15 protein-coding genes are annotated in these 15799 nt (G+C 59.3%); 3 read left to right on the forward strand and 12 right to left on the reverse strand.

Annotated features, from left to right (window positions below; translation table 11 throughout):
• Positions 1-58 precede the first annotated feature (58 nt).
• Genes ubiB through ubiE form a run of 3 tightly spaced genes read right to left on the reverse strand, consistent with a single transcriptional unit; the run spans position 59 to position 3053 of the window.
• The gene (gene ubiB, locus ACZ3HH_RS04455; RefSeq protein ID WP_465802971.1) at positions 59-1663 is read right to left on the reverse strand and encodes a ubiquinone biosynthesis regulatory protein kinase UbiB; all 1605 of its coding nucleotides are present in this window, start codon (positions 1661-1663) and stop codon (positions 59-61) included.
• On the reverse strand, positions 1660-2283 hold the full coding sequence (locus ACZ3HH_RS04460) for a ubiquinone biosynthesis accessory factor UbiJ (protein WP_465802973.1): 624 nt from the start codon (positions 2281-2283) through the stop codon (positions 1660-1662). The genes ubiB and ACZ3HH_RS04460 overlap by 4 nt, the downstream gene beginning before the upstream one ends.
• Entirely contained in the window at positions 2283-3053 is a 771-nt protein-coding gene (gene ubiE / locus ACZ3HH_RS04465) for a bifunctional demethylmenaquinone methyltransferase/2-methoxy-6-polyprenyl-1,4-benzoquinol methylase UbiE (protein ID WP_008005057.1), read from the reverse strand. Before ubiE ends, ACZ3HH_RS04460 begins: the two co-directional genes overlap by 1 nt.
• Positions 3054-3206: 153 nt before the next feature.
• On the opposite strand from ubiE, the gene ACZ3HH_RS04470 reads away from it, so the two are divergent.
• The 3 genes from ACZ3HH_RS04470 (at position 3207) to ACZ3HH_RS04480 (ending at position 4974) form a co-directional block, all read left to right on the forward strand.
• Positions 3207-3482, forward strand: coding sequence for a polyhydroxyalkanoic acid system family protein (locus ACZ3HH_RS04470; RefSeq protein WP_465802975.1), 276 nt, complete (start codon positions 3207-3209; stop codon positions 3480-3482).
• 249 nt (positions 3483-3731) lie between these two features.
• On the forward strand, positions 3732-4154 hold the full coding sequence (locus ACZ3HH_RS04475; protein WP_465802977.1) for a phasin family protein: 423 nt from the start codon (positions 3732-3734) through the stop codon (positions 4152-4154).
• A gap of 10 nt (positions 4155-4164) precedes the next feature.
• Positions 4165-4974: a phasin family protein gene (locus ACZ3HH_RS04480; protein WP_465802978.1), complete on the forward strand. Its 810-nt coding sequence runs from the start codon at positions 4165-4167 to the stop codon at positions 4972-4974.
• Positions 4975-5061: 87 nt separating this feature from the next.
• Here the strand turns inward: ACZ3HH_RS04480 and ACZ3HH_RS04485 are convergent, their stop codons facing one another.
• The 9 genes from ACZ3HH_RS04485 to argS form a co-directional block, all read right to left on the reverse strand.
• Positions 5062-5682: a TetR/AcrR family transcriptional regulator gene (locus ACZ3HH_RS04485; RefSeq protein WP_367373850.1), complete on the reverse strand. Its 621-nt coding sequence runs from the start codon at positions 5680-5682 to the stop codon at positions 5062-5064.
• 59 nt (positions 5683-5741) lie between these two features.
• Positions 5742-7424 carry a class II poly(R)-hydroxyalkanoic acid synthase gene (gene phaC, locus ACZ3HH_RS04490; protein ID WP_465802980.1) on the reverse strand — a complete coding sequence of 561 codons (1683 nt, stop codon included), beginning with the start codon at positions 7422-7424 and terminating at the stop codon, positions 5742-5744.
• A 129-nt stretch (positions 7425-7553) separates the two neighbouring features.
• Positions 7554-8408: a poly(3-hydroxyalkanoate) depolymerase gene (gene phaZ, locus ACZ3HH_RS04495; RefSeq protein WP_030129227.1), complete on the reverse strand. Its 855-nt coding sequence runs from the start codon at positions 8406-8408 to the stop codon at positions 7554-7556.
• Between the two features lie 134 nt (positions 8409-8542).
• Complete coding sequence (gene phaC, locus ACZ3HH_RS04500; RefSeq protein WP_465802982.1) at positions 8543-10222, reverse strand: class II poly(R)-hydroxyalkanoic acid synthase; 1680 nt, start codon at positions 10220-10222, stop codon at positions 8543-8545.
• Positions 10223-10479: 257 nt separating this feature from the next.
• Positions 10480-10857, reverse strand: coding sequence for a gamma-butyrobetaine hydroxylase family protein (locus ACZ3HH_RS04505; protein WP_123721589.1), 378 nt, complete (start codon positions 10855-10857; stop codon positions 10480-10482).
• A gap of 164 nt (positions 10858-11021) precedes the next feature.
• Positions 11022-12362, reverse strand: coding sequence for an ATP-dependent protease ATPase subunit HslU (hslU, locus tag ACZ3HH_RS04510; RefSeq protein ID WP_367373853.1), 1341 nt, complete (start codon positions 12360-12362; stop codon positions 11022-11024).
• A 54-nt stretch (positions 12363-12416) separates the two neighbouring features.
• The gene (hslV, locus tag ACZ3HH_RS04515; RefSeq protein ID WP_007899242.1) at positions 12417-12947 is read right to left on the reverse strand and encodes an ATP-dependent protease subunit HslV; all 531 of its coding nucleotides are present in this window, start codon (positions 12945-12947) and stop codon (positions 12417-12419) included.
• 231 nt (positions 12948-13178) lie between these two features.
• Positions 13179-13886 (reverse strand): SPOR domain-containing protein, encoded by a 708-nt coding sequence (locus tag ACZ3HH_RS04520; RefSeq protein ID WP_123358790.1) that lies wholly within the window; start codon positions 13884-13886, stop codon positions 13179-13181.
• Between the two features lies 1 nt (position 13887).
• Positions 13888-15624 (reverse strand): arginine--tRNA ligase, encoded by a 1737-nt coding sequence (gene argS / locus ACZ3HH_RS04525; protein ID WP_465802986.1) that lies wholly within the window; start codon positions 15622-15624, stop codon positions 13888-13890.
• Positions 15625-15799 lie beyond the last annotated feature (175 nt).

A 15799-nucleotide genomic window follows, 5' to 3' on the forward strand; every position in this document is an offset into this window, starting at 1 on the left:
GCTGAGGCCAATGTTCAATTCAGCGTTCAAACAGTGTGCCAGTCGATCACCCAACTGGCTATCGGCGAACGACCAGATACAAACCGACCGCCACCATGATTCCGGCGGGCCAATGCCCCAGTTCGTTCAGCGGGCCACCAGCGGCGAGTATCGTGCCACCCGCCAGGTGAGCGGTGCCGAGCAACCGCAGGAACCAGTCGTCCTTGCGCTTGTGCCAAGGGCGCGGCGGGTCGTTGGCGTGGGGCTGGGACATACGCTCAAGCAGGTCGCGGGCCATGTTGGCTAAATGCGGGATCTGTTCGAACTGGCTCTGCACGTTGCCTAATAAGGCTTTGGGGCTGACGCGCTCGCGCATCCAGCGTTCGAGGAACGGCTGGGCGGTGTTCCACAGGTCAAGGTCCGGGTACAGCTGACGGCCCAGGCCTTCGATGTTCAACAGGGTTTTTTGCAGCAAGACCAACTGCGGCTGCACTTCCATGTTGAAGCGGCGAGCGGTCTGGAACAGGCGCATCAGCACCTGGCCGAAGGAGATATCTTTTAACGGTTTTTCGAAGATCGGCTCGCACACGGTACGGATCGCTGCTTCGAACTCATTGAGTTTGGTTTCCGCCGGCACCCAGCCCGAATCGATGTGCAACTGCGCGACACGCCGGTAATCACGCTTGAAGAACGCGAACAGGTTGCGCGCCAGGTAGTCCTGGTCTTCCGGGGTCAGGCTGCCGACGATGCCGCAGTCGATCGCGATGTACTGCGGGCTCCACGGTTGCACGGTGCTGACGAAGATGTTGCCGGGGTGCATGTCGGCGTGGAAGAAGCTGTCGCGGAACACCTGGGTGAAGAAAATCTCCACACCCCGTTCTGCGAGCATTTTCATATCGGTGCGCTGGTCGGCCAGGGTTGCGAGGTCGGTGACCTGAATCCCGTAGATGCGCTCCATCACCAGCACTTTCGGCCGGCACCAGTCCCAATAAACTTGGGGTACATAGAGCAAAGGCGAACCTTCGAAATTGCGCTTCAACTGGCTGGCGTTAGCCGCCTCGCGCAGCAGGTCGAGTTCGTCGTAGATGGTTTTTTCGTAGTCGCTGACCACGTCCACCGGGTGCAGCAAGCGAGCGTCGGCCGAGAGTTTTTCCGCCGCGCGGGCGAGGATGAACAGCCATGCCAGGTCCTGGGCAATGATCGGTTTGAGGCCCGGGCGGATCACCTTGACCACCACTTCTTCACCGGTTTTCAGCTGCGCGGCATGCACTTGCGCCACCGAAGCCGAGGCCAGCGGTTCGACGTCGAAACGGCTGAAGACTTCACTGATTTTTTTGCCGAGCTGCTCTTCGATCAGCCGGATCGACACTTGCGAGTCGAACGGAGGCACGCGGTCCTGCAGCTTCATCAGTTCATCGGCGATGTCTTCTGGCAGCAGGTCGCGGCGTGTCGAAAGGATCTGGCCAAACTTGATGAAAATTGGCCCCAGGTCCTGCAATGCCAGGCGCAGTCGCGCGCCACGGCTCAGGTCCAGCGTCTTGCGCGGGAACCAGCGCCACGGCAGGGCGTAGCGCAGCGCCAGCAGAAACCAGGGCAGTGGCAGGGCGAACAGCAAGTCATCGAGGCGGTAGCGAATCACAACGCGCTGGATGCGCAACAAACGGCGGACGGCAAGCAGCTTCATGCGTTATCGCTTGGGTCGAGGGATCGGGAAAGGCGCTCAAAACGCGCCTCGAGACGTTCCAGATCGAGCTTGATCTGGTCCAGTTCGTTAAAACGGGCTTCGGCTTCGCGCTGACCAACGAGGGCGCGCGATTCTTCGGCCAGGTACTCGCCCAGGTTCTGGTTCAGGCTGGTGAACCCTTGCTGATACCAGCGTGCGCGACTGCGCAGATGACCGCCGACCAGTTGCGTAGCGACAGGTCCCAGCCAGCGTGAGAGTTCGTACTCCCAGTCCAGTTCGAGGTCCTGAAGGATTGCCGCCAGTTCCAGCAGCACGCCACTGTCGCCGTCGAGTTCGACTTCAGGGCTATGCAGGACCGAAGTCTTATCCTTGCTCGTCGCCAGTTTCAGCAGGCTTGAGGCCGGTGCGCGCAAGGTGCAGTCGGCACCGGTTTCCCACTGGGAGGCGAGCATCAGGCCTTCATCGCTGGGCAGGATGAACAGTTGCAGCGCCGGGCTGCGGCAGTCGACGGCAATCACCTTGCCACTCATATGCGCCAGCCGCGGCAGCGCCGTGCTGTCGAGACGCAGCACCCGGTTCAGGCCAAGCTCAACGCTGGCGAGCAGGCCGGCCAGCAACATCAGGGCTTGATGCCGCGGTGCAGGGCGACGATGCCTGCGGTCATGTTGTGATAGGTCACGCGGTCGAAACCGGCCTCGACCATCATCGACTTCAGGGTTTCCTGATTCGGGTGCATGCGGATCGATTCGGCCAGGTAGCGATAGCTTTCCGAATCGTTGGTGATCAGCTTGCCCATCAACGGCATGAAGGCGAACGAGTAGGCGTCGTAGGCTTTGGACATCAGCGCGTTGGTTGGCTTGGAGAACTCCAGCACCAGCAAACGGCCGCCCGGTTTCAATACGCGCAGCATCGAGCGCAGGGCGTCTTCTTTATGCGTCACGTTGCGCAGGCCGAAGGCGATGGTCACGCAATCGAAATGGTTGTCCGGGAACGGCAGCTTTTCAGCATCGGCCTGGACGAATTCGACGTTGCCGGACACACCCAGATCCAGCAGACGGTCACGACCGACCTTGAGCATGGACTCGTTGATGTCGGCCAGAACGACCTGACCGGTAGGGCCAACCAAGTGCGAGAATTTTCGGGTCAGATCGCCAGTGCCGCCGGCGATGTCCAGCACGCGGTTACCGGTACGCACGCCCGACAGCTCGATCGCGAAACGCTTCCACAGACGGTGCATGCCGCCCGACAGAAGGTCGTTCATCAGGTCGTACTTGGCGGCTACCGAGTGGAAAACCTCAGCGACTTTTTCCGCTTTCTGGCTTTCCGGTACGTTTTTGAAGCCGAAGTGAGTGGTGGGTTCGGCATCGCTGCCTTTGCGCTGATCAGTCATATCGCTGTCACCAAAAGAGAATGCGCGACATTCTAATCCCGGTGGCCTGCTTTGTCTTGGCAAGGCTGAAGGTAAGATAGGCAATCACCGGGACGTTTTGACGCAGCAACGGTCAAGATTTTCAGGAAGTATCCATAAAGCAGGAGTCATTCGATGGCCCATATTAGTGTTGAACGTGCCCACGGCCTGGGTAAGGAAGCGGCCCGCGAGAAGGCCGACAAGTTGGCGCAGAAACTGTCCGAACAATATGGCCTGGAACCGCAATGGTCTGGCGATACCCTGAATCTCAGACGCTCGGGCGTAAAAGGGGCGGTATATGTGGGCGAGGACTCGATCAAGGTCGATGTCGAACTGGGCCTGTTGATGTCCGCCATGAGCGGCACCATCAAATCGGAAATCGAAAGGGCGCTCGATAAAGCGTTGGTCTGATCCCATTCCTTCTGTGAATTGAGATCCCTGTGGGAGCGAGCCTGCTCGCGATGACGGAATGCCAGTCGACATCTATGTCGGATGATGGACCGCAATCGCGAGCAGGCTCGCTCCCACAGTTTATGTTGTGGTGTGCCCAAAGGTTTATGTCACTTGTTAGGGTGCCGTTTCTAATTATTCTCACTACTTTGTGCCTGAGCCCGACTCTTTGCGGGCAGTTCCTCGACCCTTCTGCGCGTGAGGTGCACCATGGCCAAAGTTATTTTGAAGAAAAAAGTCGACGTTGAGACTAACGCCCTGGGCGACGTCAAATCGTATGCCCGCAAGATCTGGCTCGCTGGTCTGGGTGCTTACACCAAGGTCGGCCAAGAGGGCAGCGAGTACGTTCAAGAGTTGATCAAGGCTGGTCAAGCTGTTGAAAAGAAAGGCAAAAAAGTAGTCACTGAAAAACTTGAAGCGGCCAATGCCGAGATCGATGAAGCCAAGAGTGAAGTAAGCACTTTCAAAGGCAAAGTCGAACTTCAACTCGACAAAGTCGAAAAGGCTTTCGATACACGTATCGCAAGTGCCTTGAATCGTATCGGCATTCCGTCTAAACATGACGTTGAGACACTCTCTGCTAAGCTCGATGAGCTGACGGCATTGCTCGAACGTGTCGCGCGTAAATCTTAAGGAGAACGGGATGGCTGGTAAAAAGAATACTGAAAAAGAAGGCAGCTCGTGGATCGGGAAGGTCGAAGACTACTCCCGCAAGATCTGGCTGGCTGGTTTAGGCGTGTACTCGAAGATTGACACTGACGGCAGCAAGCTCTTCGATACATTGGTTAAGGACGGCGAGAAAGCCGAGAAGCTCACCAAGAGCGCTGTCGGCAAGAAAGTCGATGCCGCCAAGGACTCCGCTTCGTCGGCCAAGTCGCGCATCAGCGGCGTGAAAGATCGCGCACTGGGCAAATGGGATGAGCTGGAAGGGGCTTTCGACAAGCGTCTGAACAGCGCCATTTCGCGCCTCGGTGTACCGAGCCGCAATGAGGTCAAGGCACTGCACAGCAAGGTCGATACCCTGACCAAGCAAATCGAAAAACTCACCGGTGCCAAGGTTGCGCCTGTTGCGGCGAAAACCGCGGCAGCCAAACCAGCGGCCAAAAGCGTAGCCAAACCATTGGCCAAGGCTGCCGCTAAACCGGCAACCAAAACTGCCGCGGCGAAACCTGCAGCCAAAGCGGCCGCAAAACCTGCCGCCAAACCAGCTGCTAAACCGGCGGCCAAACCTGCAGCTAAAACCGCAGCAGCCAAACCTGCCGCAGCGAAGAAGCCAGCAGTGAAAAAACCAGCGGCTAAACCGGCAGCTCCGAAAGCGGCCGCACCGAAACCAGCAGTTGCTGCCGCCAAACCGGCAACCCCGGTAAGCACGGCGAACTCCGTCACTGCGCCGACCCCTGCTGTACCCCAGACTGCCGCGCCGGCTCCGTCGACGCCAACCAGTCAGTCCTGAGTTCAGGACTAGAAAACGCCCGGCCTGCAAAGGTCGGGCGTTTTTGTTTGTGCATGCATTCTAAAGAGCAAACCCGCTCCCACAGGGTTAGTCGTGCTCTTCAAGGTACTGCAACGCCAGCCGCTCGGTCGCAATCTTGATCGGCGGCAGCAAATGCGGCGCCACCAGCATCATGATCTGATACACCACCAGTCTCACTTCACCTTCACGGTCGAGAATCCGCTGATAGTCCAGCGAGAACAGCAACGTCATGGTGATTTGTTCCACCAACTGCCCCAGCGCCTGGGTGTCACTGACCAACTGACCTTGAGCTTTCAACTGTGCCAGCAATGACGCCAGTGTTCGCTTCAACGCATTGAGCAGGTTGCGTATCCCCTTGGCCAGTTTCGGCAGCCGGCCGGCGAGGTTCGACAGGTCCTGGAACAGAAACCGGTAATGGGACAGGCGTTCGATGATCAGGTGCAGGAACAGCCAATAGTCTTCGGGCGCCAATTCCACATCGGACGGTGGATCGAGCAAGGGCGTCAATTCGGCCTGGAAGCGCTCGAACAGCCCGAGGATCAGCGGTTCCTTGCCGTGGAAGTGGTAGTAAAGGTTGCCCGGGCTGATGCCCATTTCGTTGGCCACTTCCATGGTCGACACATTCGGTTCGCCCTTCTGATTGAACAACTGCAGGGCACATTCGAGAATCCGGTCGCGGGTTTTCATCCAGTCTTCTTAATGGTCGAGTCATGCCACGGCCATTGGCGGCCGTGGTTCGTTGAACGTTAGCGCACGCGCACGTAAGTACCGGGTGCCGCCTCCATCGGTGGATAGTTCTGGTTGCCGAGGGCCATCTGGGTTTCGCGTTGTGCGCCGGAGCGTTCCTGAATCCAGCTCAGCCATTGCGTCCACCAACTACCGTCGACGCGCTTGGCGTCGTAATACCAGGCCCGCGGGTCGGTGCTCAGTTTCGGATTCTCGACGTAGTTGGCTTTCGGATTGTTCGGCGGGTTGAGAATGCTCTGCACATGACCGCTATTGGACAGCACGAAGCGCCGCTCGCCACCCAGCAGCAATGTCGAGCGATACACTGCATCCCACGGGGTGATGTGATCATTCATGCCCGCCACGCTGAAACTGTCGACGGTGACTTTCTGCAGGTCGATCGGCGTGCCGCACACTTCCAGCCCACCCGGATGACTCAGCGGGTTGTGCTTGAAGAAATCCAGCAGGTCGCCATGAAATGCCGCCGGCAGGCGCGTGTTGTCATTGTTCCAGTAGAGGATGTCGAACGCCGGCGGCTCCTTGCCCAGCAAGTAGTTATTGACGAAGTAATTCCAGATCAAATCGTTGGGCCGCATCCAGGCAAACACCCTGGCCATGTCACTACCTTCCAGAACGCCCTTCTGATACGAGCGGCGCTTGGCCGCTTCCAGCGTTTGTTCGTCGGCGAAGAGGGTGGCCGGGCTGTCTATCTGACTGTCGAGCATGCTGACCAGGTAGGTCGCGCTGGACACCCGTCGTAGCTGCCGCTTGGCCTGCAAATGCCCTTGTAGCGCAGCGATGGTCAGCCCGCCGGCACAGGCCCCCATCAGGTTGACCTCGCGAGCGCCGGTGATTGCCCGGCACACATTCATCGCTTCTTCGACGGCTTCTACGTAAGACGACAACCCCCATTCGCGATGACGCACATCGGGATTGCGCCAGCTGATAATGAAGGTCTGCAAACCGTTTTTAAGGGCGTACTGGACGAAGCTGTTGCCGGGGCTCAAGTCGAAAATGTAGTACTTGTTGATCTGTGGCGGCACGATCAACAACGGCTTTGAATACTGTTTTTCGCTCATCGGCTTGTACTGGATCAGCTCCAGAAGCTCATTGCGAAACACCACAGAGCCGGTAGTGGTGGCAACCGTTTTGCCCACCTCGAACGATTGCTTGGTGACCTGCCTGGGCAGGCCGTCGTTGTGCAGGAGGTCGTCGAGCAGATGGCCGATACCCCGCACCAGACTGTTGCCGCCGGAGTTGAAAAATTCCTTGATCGCCAGCGGATTGAGCAAGGTGTTGGACGGCGCCACGGCGTCGTTGATCAAGGCAAAGGCGAAGTGGGCGCGGGCACGATCGTCCGGGCTCATGTTGCTCTCGTCGATCCAGCTTTTGACTTCTTTCTGCCAGCTCAGATAAGCCTGCAGACTGCGGCGATAAAAAGGATTGAGGCTCCACGTCGGGTCGGCAAAGCGACTGTCCTGCGGGTTGGTCGGGTGCAGCGTTTCACCCAACAGTACGCGGCCCAACTGACCGCCCAGCTTCAAGGCGTGCCGGGCCGTATACACCGGATTGCGCAGGCCGTGGGTGGCCAGGCTGCGCAAGGTCGAAAGCAGGTCCCGGCCGCGCAGACCGGTAACCGCACTCTGTGCATTGATGAATGCAGCGGGAGTGGGCAAAGAGCCCTTCGCTGGTTTGTCGCGCATGAGTTAACACTCCTTCGTCGTCAGGCCAAAAACAAACACACCCGAACAAAACACCATAGACGTTGTTGCGGGTTGTTGCGCGGCACGGCGTCCTGCCAACTCCTTTTCATAAACAAAAGCCTGGGTCGGTTAACCGCCCGATGGCGCCGGGTGTGGATGCATTACTGCGCGCTGACGTTCCTCCTCAAGAAACTTCATGATGATCGGTGCCACCGCTTCGGCCCGGGTAATCAAAAACAGATGACCGTCGTCGATGATGTGCAGTTGGGCGTTGGGAATTCGCCAGGCCAGCATGCGCATGTTGATCAGCGGGATCAGTGGGTCATCGTCGCCGGCCAGCACCAGGGTCGGCTGGTTGATCTTGTGCAGCCAGTGAATGCTGGTCCAGCCGAGGCCGGCGAACAGCTGCCAGTAATAACCGAGTTTGCCTGCCGAGCGGACTCTGGCAGCGTGACTGGCAGCCAGGGTCGGATCGCGACGGAACGAGCCGCCATAGATCATCGGTGCGATGCGGATCACATGGGATGGCTGGATGTAGCGCCGTGGGCTGGCCATCATCCACAGCACTTTCGGCTTGCCCGGCACCATCACGGCGCCGGCCGCCGTGGCTGCCAGCACCAGTTTCTTGCAGCGCTCGGGATAGTCATGGGCGAACTGCTGCGCCAAGGCGCCACCCCACGAAACGCCAATCACGTTGACTTGCCCGTAATCGAGATAGTCGAGCATTCGTGCAGTGAGTTTCGCCAGGCCCGAAAAGCGATACGGGCGGTTGGGAGTCGATGAGCCGCCGACGCCGGGTACGTCGAAGGCGATGACTTCCAGGTCCGGATCCAGAGCCTGGACGAACGGGAATATCAGCTCCAGGTTGGCGCCAATGCCGTTGAAAATCAGCAAGGGCGTCAAGTGAGGCTTGCCGGGGCGTACCGCAGTGCGGAGGGTCTGGCCATCCAGGTTGACGGTACGAAAGACGAACGGTTGCGGCATGCACAGAGCCCTGTAGGTTTTAAACGCTGACCGAGCCGTCCCGGGCCGTCGCAGAATGTTCGAGGCTGGCCTCGAGAGTAATGGGTAGAAATCGCGGCACCTCCCAGTGCCGCGGACTACGAGTTATTTGAAGCTCAACGTTCATGCACGTAAGTACCCGGCGAAGCTTCACCCGCTGGGTAGGCCTTGTTGCCAAGGTTGGCGGGGGATTTCTTCAGTTTGCCCGAACGCTCGGCCTGCCACGCCTGCCAATGCAACCACCAGGAATCGGTGTGCTTGGTGGAGTTTTCCATCCATTCTTCGGCTTTGACCGGCATGTCGGTGCTGGTCATGTAGCGTGCTTTCGGATTGCCCGGAGGGTTCAGAATGCTCTGGATATGCCCGCTGCTGGACAGCACGAACTCGACCTTGCCACCGAACAGCTGCGCGGATTTGTAGCAGGACTTCCACGGAGTGATGTGATCGTTGGTACCGGCCAGGGAAAAGATGTCGGCGGTCACCTGCTTGAGGTCGATCGGCGTGCCGCACACTTCCAGGGCATCGGAGCGGATCAATGGGTTGTTTTTGAACATCTCGATCAGGTCGCCGTGGAACGCCGCCGGCAACCGGGTGGTGTCATTGTTCCAGAACAGAATGTCGAAAACCGGCGGCTCATTACCCAGCAAGTAGTTGTTGACCCAGTAGTTCCAGATCAGGTCGTTGGGGCGCATCCAGGCGAAGACTTTCGCCATGTCGCGACCTTCCAGCACACCGGCCTGGTAGGAATGGCGCTTGGCGGCTTCGAGGGTCTGCTCGTCGACGAACAGGGCCACATCGCTGTCCAGGGTGGTGTCCAGCACGCTGACCAGGAGCGTGAGGGCGTTGACCTTCTTCTCGCCGATCGCTGCGTAGTGACCCAGCAGGGCGGTGCAGGTGATGCCGCCGGAGCAGGCACCGAGCATGTTCACGTCTTTGCTGCCGGTGATCGCGGTGACGACATCGACCGCTTCCTTGAGCGCTTCGATGTAGGTCGACAGACCCCACTCGCGCTGCTCCTTGGTCGGGTTGCGCCAGCTGACGATGAAGGTCTGCACATTGTTGCGCAGGCAGAAGCGCGCCAGGCTTTTGTCCGGGCTCAGGTCGAATACGTAGAACTTGTTGATCTGTGGCGGCACCACCAGCAGTGGGCGTTCATGCACCTGCTCGGTGATCGGTCGATACTGGATCAGCTCCAGCACGTCGTTGCGAAACACCACTGCGCCTTCGGTCACGCCCAGGCTCTTGCCGACTTCGAATGCACCCATGTTGACCTGGCTCGGCATGCCGCCGTTATGCACCAGATCCTTGGCCAGATGGGAGAGGCCGTCGAGCAGGCTCTTTCCACCGGTTTCGAAGAAGCGTTTGACCGCCGCCGGGTTGGCCGCCGTGTTGGTCGGGGCCATGGCTTCGGTCATGAGGTTAATCACGAAATGCCCGCGAGCGACGTCCTTGGGCGAGAGGTTGCTGTCATCGATCCACGCGTGAAGCTCTTTGCGCCACGCCAGGTAAGTTTGCAAATAACGTTTGTAGAGCGGGTTCTGGCTCCAGGCCGGATCAAGGAAGCGACGGTCATCACTTTGCGGTTGAAGCTCGGATTTCCCCAGCAGCACGTTCTTGAGTTCGATGCCGAAATGGGCGACATGCCTGGCACTGTGGATGGGTTGTCTGATGGCCTGGCTCAGCACCATGCGGGCAGAGCCCAAGAGATCCTTTCTACGTAGTCCAACAACAGGATTCAGCCCCAAGGTATTTTCCGAAGCCTGAAATTTCAAGTCATCGTTAAGCTTGTTACTCATCTACGACGCTCCATTGTCCTGAGACGAGTACCTGAGTCCAGCTGTGTAATCACACAGCACGCCAGGTACTACTGCTCGGGTGACTGTAAATTGCGCATCGCTGCTTTTTTAGTTCAGAGAGCACTGCACGGAACTTGCCAGCTCCATTGGTTACCCGAGTTTAATTTTTTTCGCAAGCGGGCCAATCGTTGCCACCGCAGCGAAGCATTCAAACAGATGGAATTAGAAAATGCCCTCTAAATAGCCAGAGGCCTGACCTAGAGCATCAGCTTGACGACGGATTCATTCGGATCACGGGTCTTTCCAGCCGCTTTGAGTTCCGCAAGATAATCGTTCCAGAGATCTTCTTGGCGCACTGCCAGTTGGTACAGATATTCCCAAGTGAACAGGCCGCTGTCGTGGCCGTCGTCGAAGGTCAATTTCAGTGCGTACTGACCGGCCGGTTCGACCTTGCTCAGGCCTACGGCGATCTTGCCAAATTGCAGGATAGGTTTGCCGTGGCCCTGGACCTCGGCGGAAGGAGAGTGCACGCGGAGAAACTCGGCGGGCAGGTGATATTCCTCGCCGGACGCGTACTTGAGCGTCAGGGTTTTTGAGGCTTTGTGGAGTTTGATGTCGGTGGGGAGTTGGGTCATGGCCTGGCGTCCGTTCTGAGTGGGTCGACAGGGATTGCGGGTCGACGCTGAACCCTGTGGGAGCGGGCTTGCCCGCGAAGCTTTTATCGCCCTTGAGGACGCCTTCGCGGGCAAGCCCGCTCCCACATTTATTCCTGCAGATCCGCTACCGCTGTAAGTATGGCTTACAGGATATAACGGGACAGGTCTTCGTTCTGCGCCAATTCGCCCAAGTGGCTGTTGACGTAATCGGCATCGATCAGGATCGGCTTGTCCTCGTGGGTGCTGGCCAGATCACCGGCGCTGAACGACACCTCTTCGAGCAGGCGTTCGAGCAGGGTGTGCAGGCGACGGGCGCCGATGTTCTCGGTCTTCTCGTTGACCTGCCAGGCGATCTCGGCCAGGCGCTTGATGCCGTCCGGTTGAAACTCGATGTTCAGCCCTTCGGTTTTCAGCAATGCACAATATTGCTCGGTGAGCGATGCATGCGGCTCGCTGAGGATGCGCTCGAAATCTTCCGGGCTCAGGGCCTTGAGCTCGACACGAATCGGCAGGCGACCTTGCAGCTCCGGCACCAGATCGCTCGGCTTGCTCAGGTGGAACGCACCGGAGGCGATGAACAGGATGTGGTCGGTCTTGACCATGCCCAGTTTGGTGTTGACGGTGCAGCCTTCGATCAGCGGCAGCAAGTCGCGCTGTACGCCTTCACGGGACACGTCGATGCCACCGGAATTGCCGCGCTTGGCGACTTTGTCGATTTCGTCGATGAACACGATGCCGTGCTGCTCAACGGCTTCCAGGGCCTTGGCCTTCAGTTCTTCTTCGTTGACCAGGCGACCGGCTTCTTCGTCGCGAACCAGTTTCAGCGCTTCCTTGACCTTGAGCTTGCGGTTTTTGCGCTTGCCCTTGCCCATGTTGGCGAACAGGCTCTGCAGCTGGTTGGTCATTTCTTCCATGCCCGGTGGCGCGGAGATATCGACGCCGGACACTTCGGCCACTTCGATTTCGATCTCCTTGTCATCCAGCTGACCTTCACGCAGGCGTTTGCGGAACAGCTGACGGGTGTTGGAGTCCTGGGACGGTGCGGAGTCCTCGTTGCTGAAGCCCATGCGTGCCGGTGGCAGCAAAGCGTCGAGAATGCGCTCTTCGGCGGCGTCTTCGGCGCGGTGGCGAACCTTGGTCATTTCCTGTTCGCGCAGCAGCTTGATCGCGGCGTCGGCCAGATCACGAATGATCGATTCGACGTCGCGGCCGACGTAGCCCACTTCGGTGAACTTGGTCGCTTCGACTTTGATGAACGGCGCGTTGGCGAGCTTGGCCAGGCGACGGGCAATCTCGGTTTTACCGACACCGGTCGGGCCGATCATCAGGATGTTCTTGGGGGTGACTTCGACGCGCAGCTCTTCGGGCAGCTGCATCCGGCGCCAGCGGTTGCGCAAGGCGATGGCGACGGCGCGTTTGGCATCGTCCTGGCCGATGATATGGCGATTGAGTTCGTGGACGATTTCACGGGGGGTCATGGGCATAATAATTGGCGGTCCTCAAGCAAAAGTGAGCCGTGGCGCTAGGCCGAAACAGGCTTACTCAGCGAGGTCCTGCTCCTCAATGGTGAAGGTGTGGTTGGTGAATACGCAGATGTCGCCAGCGATGCCCAAAGCGGTTTCGACGATTTCCCGGGCTGACAGATCGGTTTTTTTCAGCAGCGCGCTGGCCGCAGCCTGGGCGTAGCCGCCGCCGGAACCCATGGCGATCAGGCCTTCTTCGGGTTCAACCACGTCACCGTTGCCGGTGATGATCAGGGAGGCATCTTTATTGGCGACCGCGAGCATCGCTTCGAGGCGGCTCAGGGAGCGGTCGGTGCGCCATTCTTTGGCGAGTTCGACGGCGGCGCGAACCAGGTGGCCCTGATGTTTCTCAAGCTGGCCTTCGAAACGCTCGAAGAGGGTGAAGGCGTCAGCGGTGGCCCCGGCAAAACCGGCGATAACCTGGCCGTGGTAGAGGCGGCGAACTTTCTTCGCGTTGCCTTTCATCACGGTATTACCGAGCGAAACCTGGCCGTCGCCGCCCATGACGACTTTGCCGTGGCGGCGAACTGAAACGATGGTGGTCAAGGGAGAGTCTCCACGCAGCGGGGCGAAAATGCCTTATGCCAACTCATATGGGGGTGGTGGATCGTTTTTCAACTGTAGGACGCGGCGGGGGACGAGCGGTGTAGGGCAGGTGGAGGAGCGGTGTCGCTGATGACGCCATCGCGGGCAAGCCCGCTCCCACAGGATATGCGCCAATCCTGTGGGAGCGGGCTTGCCCGCGATGAACGATGACGCGGCTACCCTGTCGGGAAATCAGCGGCTCTGGCGTTGTTGTAACAACAGGTTGCTAAAACCGCTGCCAGCCAGTTGCTTCTGGGCGGTGGTCAGCTGTTCGCGATTGCTGAACGGGCCGACCAGCACCCGATACCAGGTCTCATCTTTCACCGTGCCGGATTCGACCGCCACGGCCTGACCCAGCAGGATGATCTGCGCACGCACCTTGTCGGCATCGGCTTCCTTGCGGAACGAACCAGCCTGCAGGAAGAACTTGGTCACCGGCGCCGCTTTCGCCACGGGTGGCGCTGGCGGCGGGGTGATGCCAGCCAATGCCGCTTGAGCCCGGGCGGTGTCGATCTTCGCCGCTTCCGCTGGCGTCACCGGCGTGGTCGGAATGGCCGGTACTTGTGGCGTCGGCAGGGTTTTCTCCGGCACCGCGTCCGGCGGCACGATGACTTCAGATTCCGGCAGCAAGGTGTAGAAGTCGTACTTCGGCTTCACCGGTTGCGTCGGGCTCGGCGGAGTCTTGTTGGCCTCGGCGATCTTGGTGGCTTTCTGTTGCTCGATCTTCTCGCGCTTGACGCTGTCGCTGCCCTTGCCCGGCTCCAGCTTCATCAGAAACACAATGAACGCGCCGACCGTCAGGCCGATGGCCATCCACAGCCAGCCCGGGATCGGTTGCTTTGCAGGAGCTTGGTAACGGCTGGCGCCACGCTTGGGTGCAGGTTTTTTCTTGGCAGCCAACTTACATACGCTCCAGAGTTTCCAGACCCAAGAGTTCCAGGCCTTGCTTGAGAGTGCGGCCGGTCAGCGCGGCGAGGCGCAGACGGCTCTGCATTTGCGCCGGGGTGTCGGCGCCGAGGATCGGGCAGTTCTCGTAGAAGCTGGAGAACAGGCCGGCAACATCGTACAGGTAGGTGCAGAGGATGTGCGGCGTGCCTTTGTCGGACACGTTATTGAGGATTTCACCAAACTGCGCCAGTTTTGCCGCCAACTCATGTTCGTGGGCGGCTTCGAGGACGATCTGCCCTTCGACTTCGCTGAAGTCCTTGCCGAGCTTGCGGAACACACCGGCCACACGGGTGTAGGCGTACAGCAGGTACGGCGCGGTGTTGCCTTCGAAGTTCAGCATCAGGTCGAAGTTGAAGCTGTAGTCGCTGGTGCGATGCTTGGACAGGTCGGCGTATTTCACCGCGCCAATGCCCACGACCTTGGCGATGTTGCGCAGTTCGTCTTCGGCAAGTTCCGGGTTTTTTTCCTTCACCAGGGTGTAGGCGCGTTCCTGGGCTTCGGTCAGCAGGTCGATCAGCTTCACGGTGCCGCCGTCACGGGTCTTGAACGGACGGCCGTCGGCGCCGTTCATGGTGCCGAAGCCCATGTGTTCCATTTCCATCGGATGGGTCACGAAGCCGGCCAGGCGCGCGACCTGGAACACTTGCTGGAAGTGCAGGGCCTGACGCTGGTCGACGAAGTACAACGCGCGATCAGCCTTCAGCACGCCGCTGCGGTAGCGCACGGCGGCCAGGTCGGTGGTGGCGTAGAGGTAGCCGCCGTCGGCCTTGACGATGATCACCGGCAGCGGGTCGCCGTCGGCGGTTTTGAATTCGTCGAGGAACACGCACTGGGCGCCGTTGCTTTCGACCAGCAGGCCAGCGGCCTTGAGGTCGTTGACCACGTTGATCAGGTCGTCGTTATAGGCGCTTTCACCCATCACGTCGGCCATGGTCAGTTTGACGTTCAGCAGTTCGTAGATTTTCTGGCAGTGCGACAGCGAGATGTCCTTGAACTTGGTCCACAGCGCCAGGCAGTCCGGGTCGCCAGCTTGCAGCTTGACCACCAGGCCGCGGGCGCGATCAGCGAACTCTGCGGATTCGTCGAAGCGCTGCTTGGCGGCGCGGTAGAAGTTTTCCAGGTCCGACAGCTCATCGCTGGTGATCGGGTTTTCCTGCAGATAAGCCATCAGCATGCCGAACTGGGTGCCCCAGTCGCCAACGTGGTTCTGGCGGATCACTTCGTCGCCGAGGAATTCCAGAACCCGGGCCACGCCGTCGCCGATGATAGTCGAACGCAAATGGCCGACGTGCATTTCCTTGGCCAGGTTCGGAGCCGACAGATCTACCACGGTGCGCTGCACCGGGCCGGCCTTGCGCACGCCGATGTGGTCGTCGGCCAGCGCCGCGTCCAGGCGGCTCGCCAGGGCTTGAGTGTTCTGGAAGAAGTTCAGGAAGCCAGGGCCTGCGATTTCGGTTTTGGAGACGTTCTCGTCGGCGGGCAGCGCGGCGATGATTTTCTCGGCCAGGTCGCGGGGTTTCATGCCCGCAGGCTTGGCCAGCATCATGGCGATGTTGCTGGCGAAGTCGCCGTTTTTCTTGTCGCGAGAGTTTTCCACCTGGATCGCCGGCGACAGGCCTTCAGGCAACACACCTTCGTTGACGAGTTGGGTGATGGCTTGTTGGATCAGCTGGCGAATGGTGTCTTTCATGGTCTTCTCTTTCGACCGCAAGCGCGGCGGCGCATCGATGCGCTGGTGGAAAAACTGGGCATTATCCGTTGCGAAGGCGGGCTTGCCAACTATAGCGGGCAGGTTATGGATATGTGGTGACAAATCGACCGCTATCGCGGGCAAGCCCGGCTCCCACAGGAATCATCGATGTCCA

Source organism: Pseudomonas sp. PME37.24/025, from assembly GCF_055556615.1.

Coding starts and splice junctions, on each gene's coding strand:
- ubiB (WP_465802971.1), bottom strand. CDS start 1,663: ATGAAGCTGCTTGCCGTCCGCCGTTTGTTGCGCATCCAGCGCGTTGTG.
- ACZ3HH_RS04460 (WP_465802973.1), bottom strand. CDS start 2,283: ATGTTGCTGGCCGGCCTGCTCGCCAGCGTTGAGCTTGGCCTGAACCGG.
- ubiE (WP_008005057.1), bottom strand. CDS start 3,053: ATGACTGATCAGCGCAAAGGCAGCGATGCCGAACCCACCACTCACTTC.
- ACZ3HH_RS04470 (WP_465802975.1), top strand. CDS start 3,207: ATGGCCCATATTAGTGTTGAACGTGCCCACGGCCTGGGTAAGGAAGCG.
- ACZ3HH_RS04475 (WP_465802977.1), top strand. CDS start 3,732: ATGGCCAAAGTTATTTTGAAGAAAAAAGTCGACGTTGAGACTAACGCC.
- ACZ3HH_RS04480 (WP_465802978.1), top strand. CDS start 4,165: ATGGCTGGTAAAAAGAATACTGAAAAAGAAGGCAGCTCGTGGATCGGG.
- ACZ3HH_RS04485 (WP_367373850.1), bottom strand. CDS start 5,682: ATGAAAACCCGCGACCGGATTCTCGAATGTGCCCTGCAGTTGTTCAAT.
- phaC (WP_465802980.1), bottom strand. CDS start 7,424: ATGCGCGACAAACCAGCGAAGGGCTCTTTGCCCACTCCCGCTGCATTC.
- phaZ (WP_030129227.1), bottom strand. CDS start 8,408: ATGCCGCAACCGTTCGTCTTTCGTACCGTCAACCTGGATGGCCAGACC.
- phaC (WP_465802982.1), bottom strand. CDS start 10,222: ATGAGTAACAAGCTTAACGATGACTTGAAATTTCAGGCTTCGGAAAAT.
- ACZ3HH_RS04505 (WP_123721589.1), bottom strand. CDS start 10,857: ATGACCCAACTCCCCACCGACATCAAACTCCACAAAGCCTCAAAAACC.
- hslU (WP_367373853.1), bottom strand. CDS start 12,362: ATGCCCATGACCCCCCGTGAAATCGTCCACGAACTCAATCGCCATATC.
- argS (WP_465802986.1), bottom strand. CDS start 15,624: ATGAAAGACACCATTCGCCAGCTGATCCAACAAGCCATCACCCAACTC.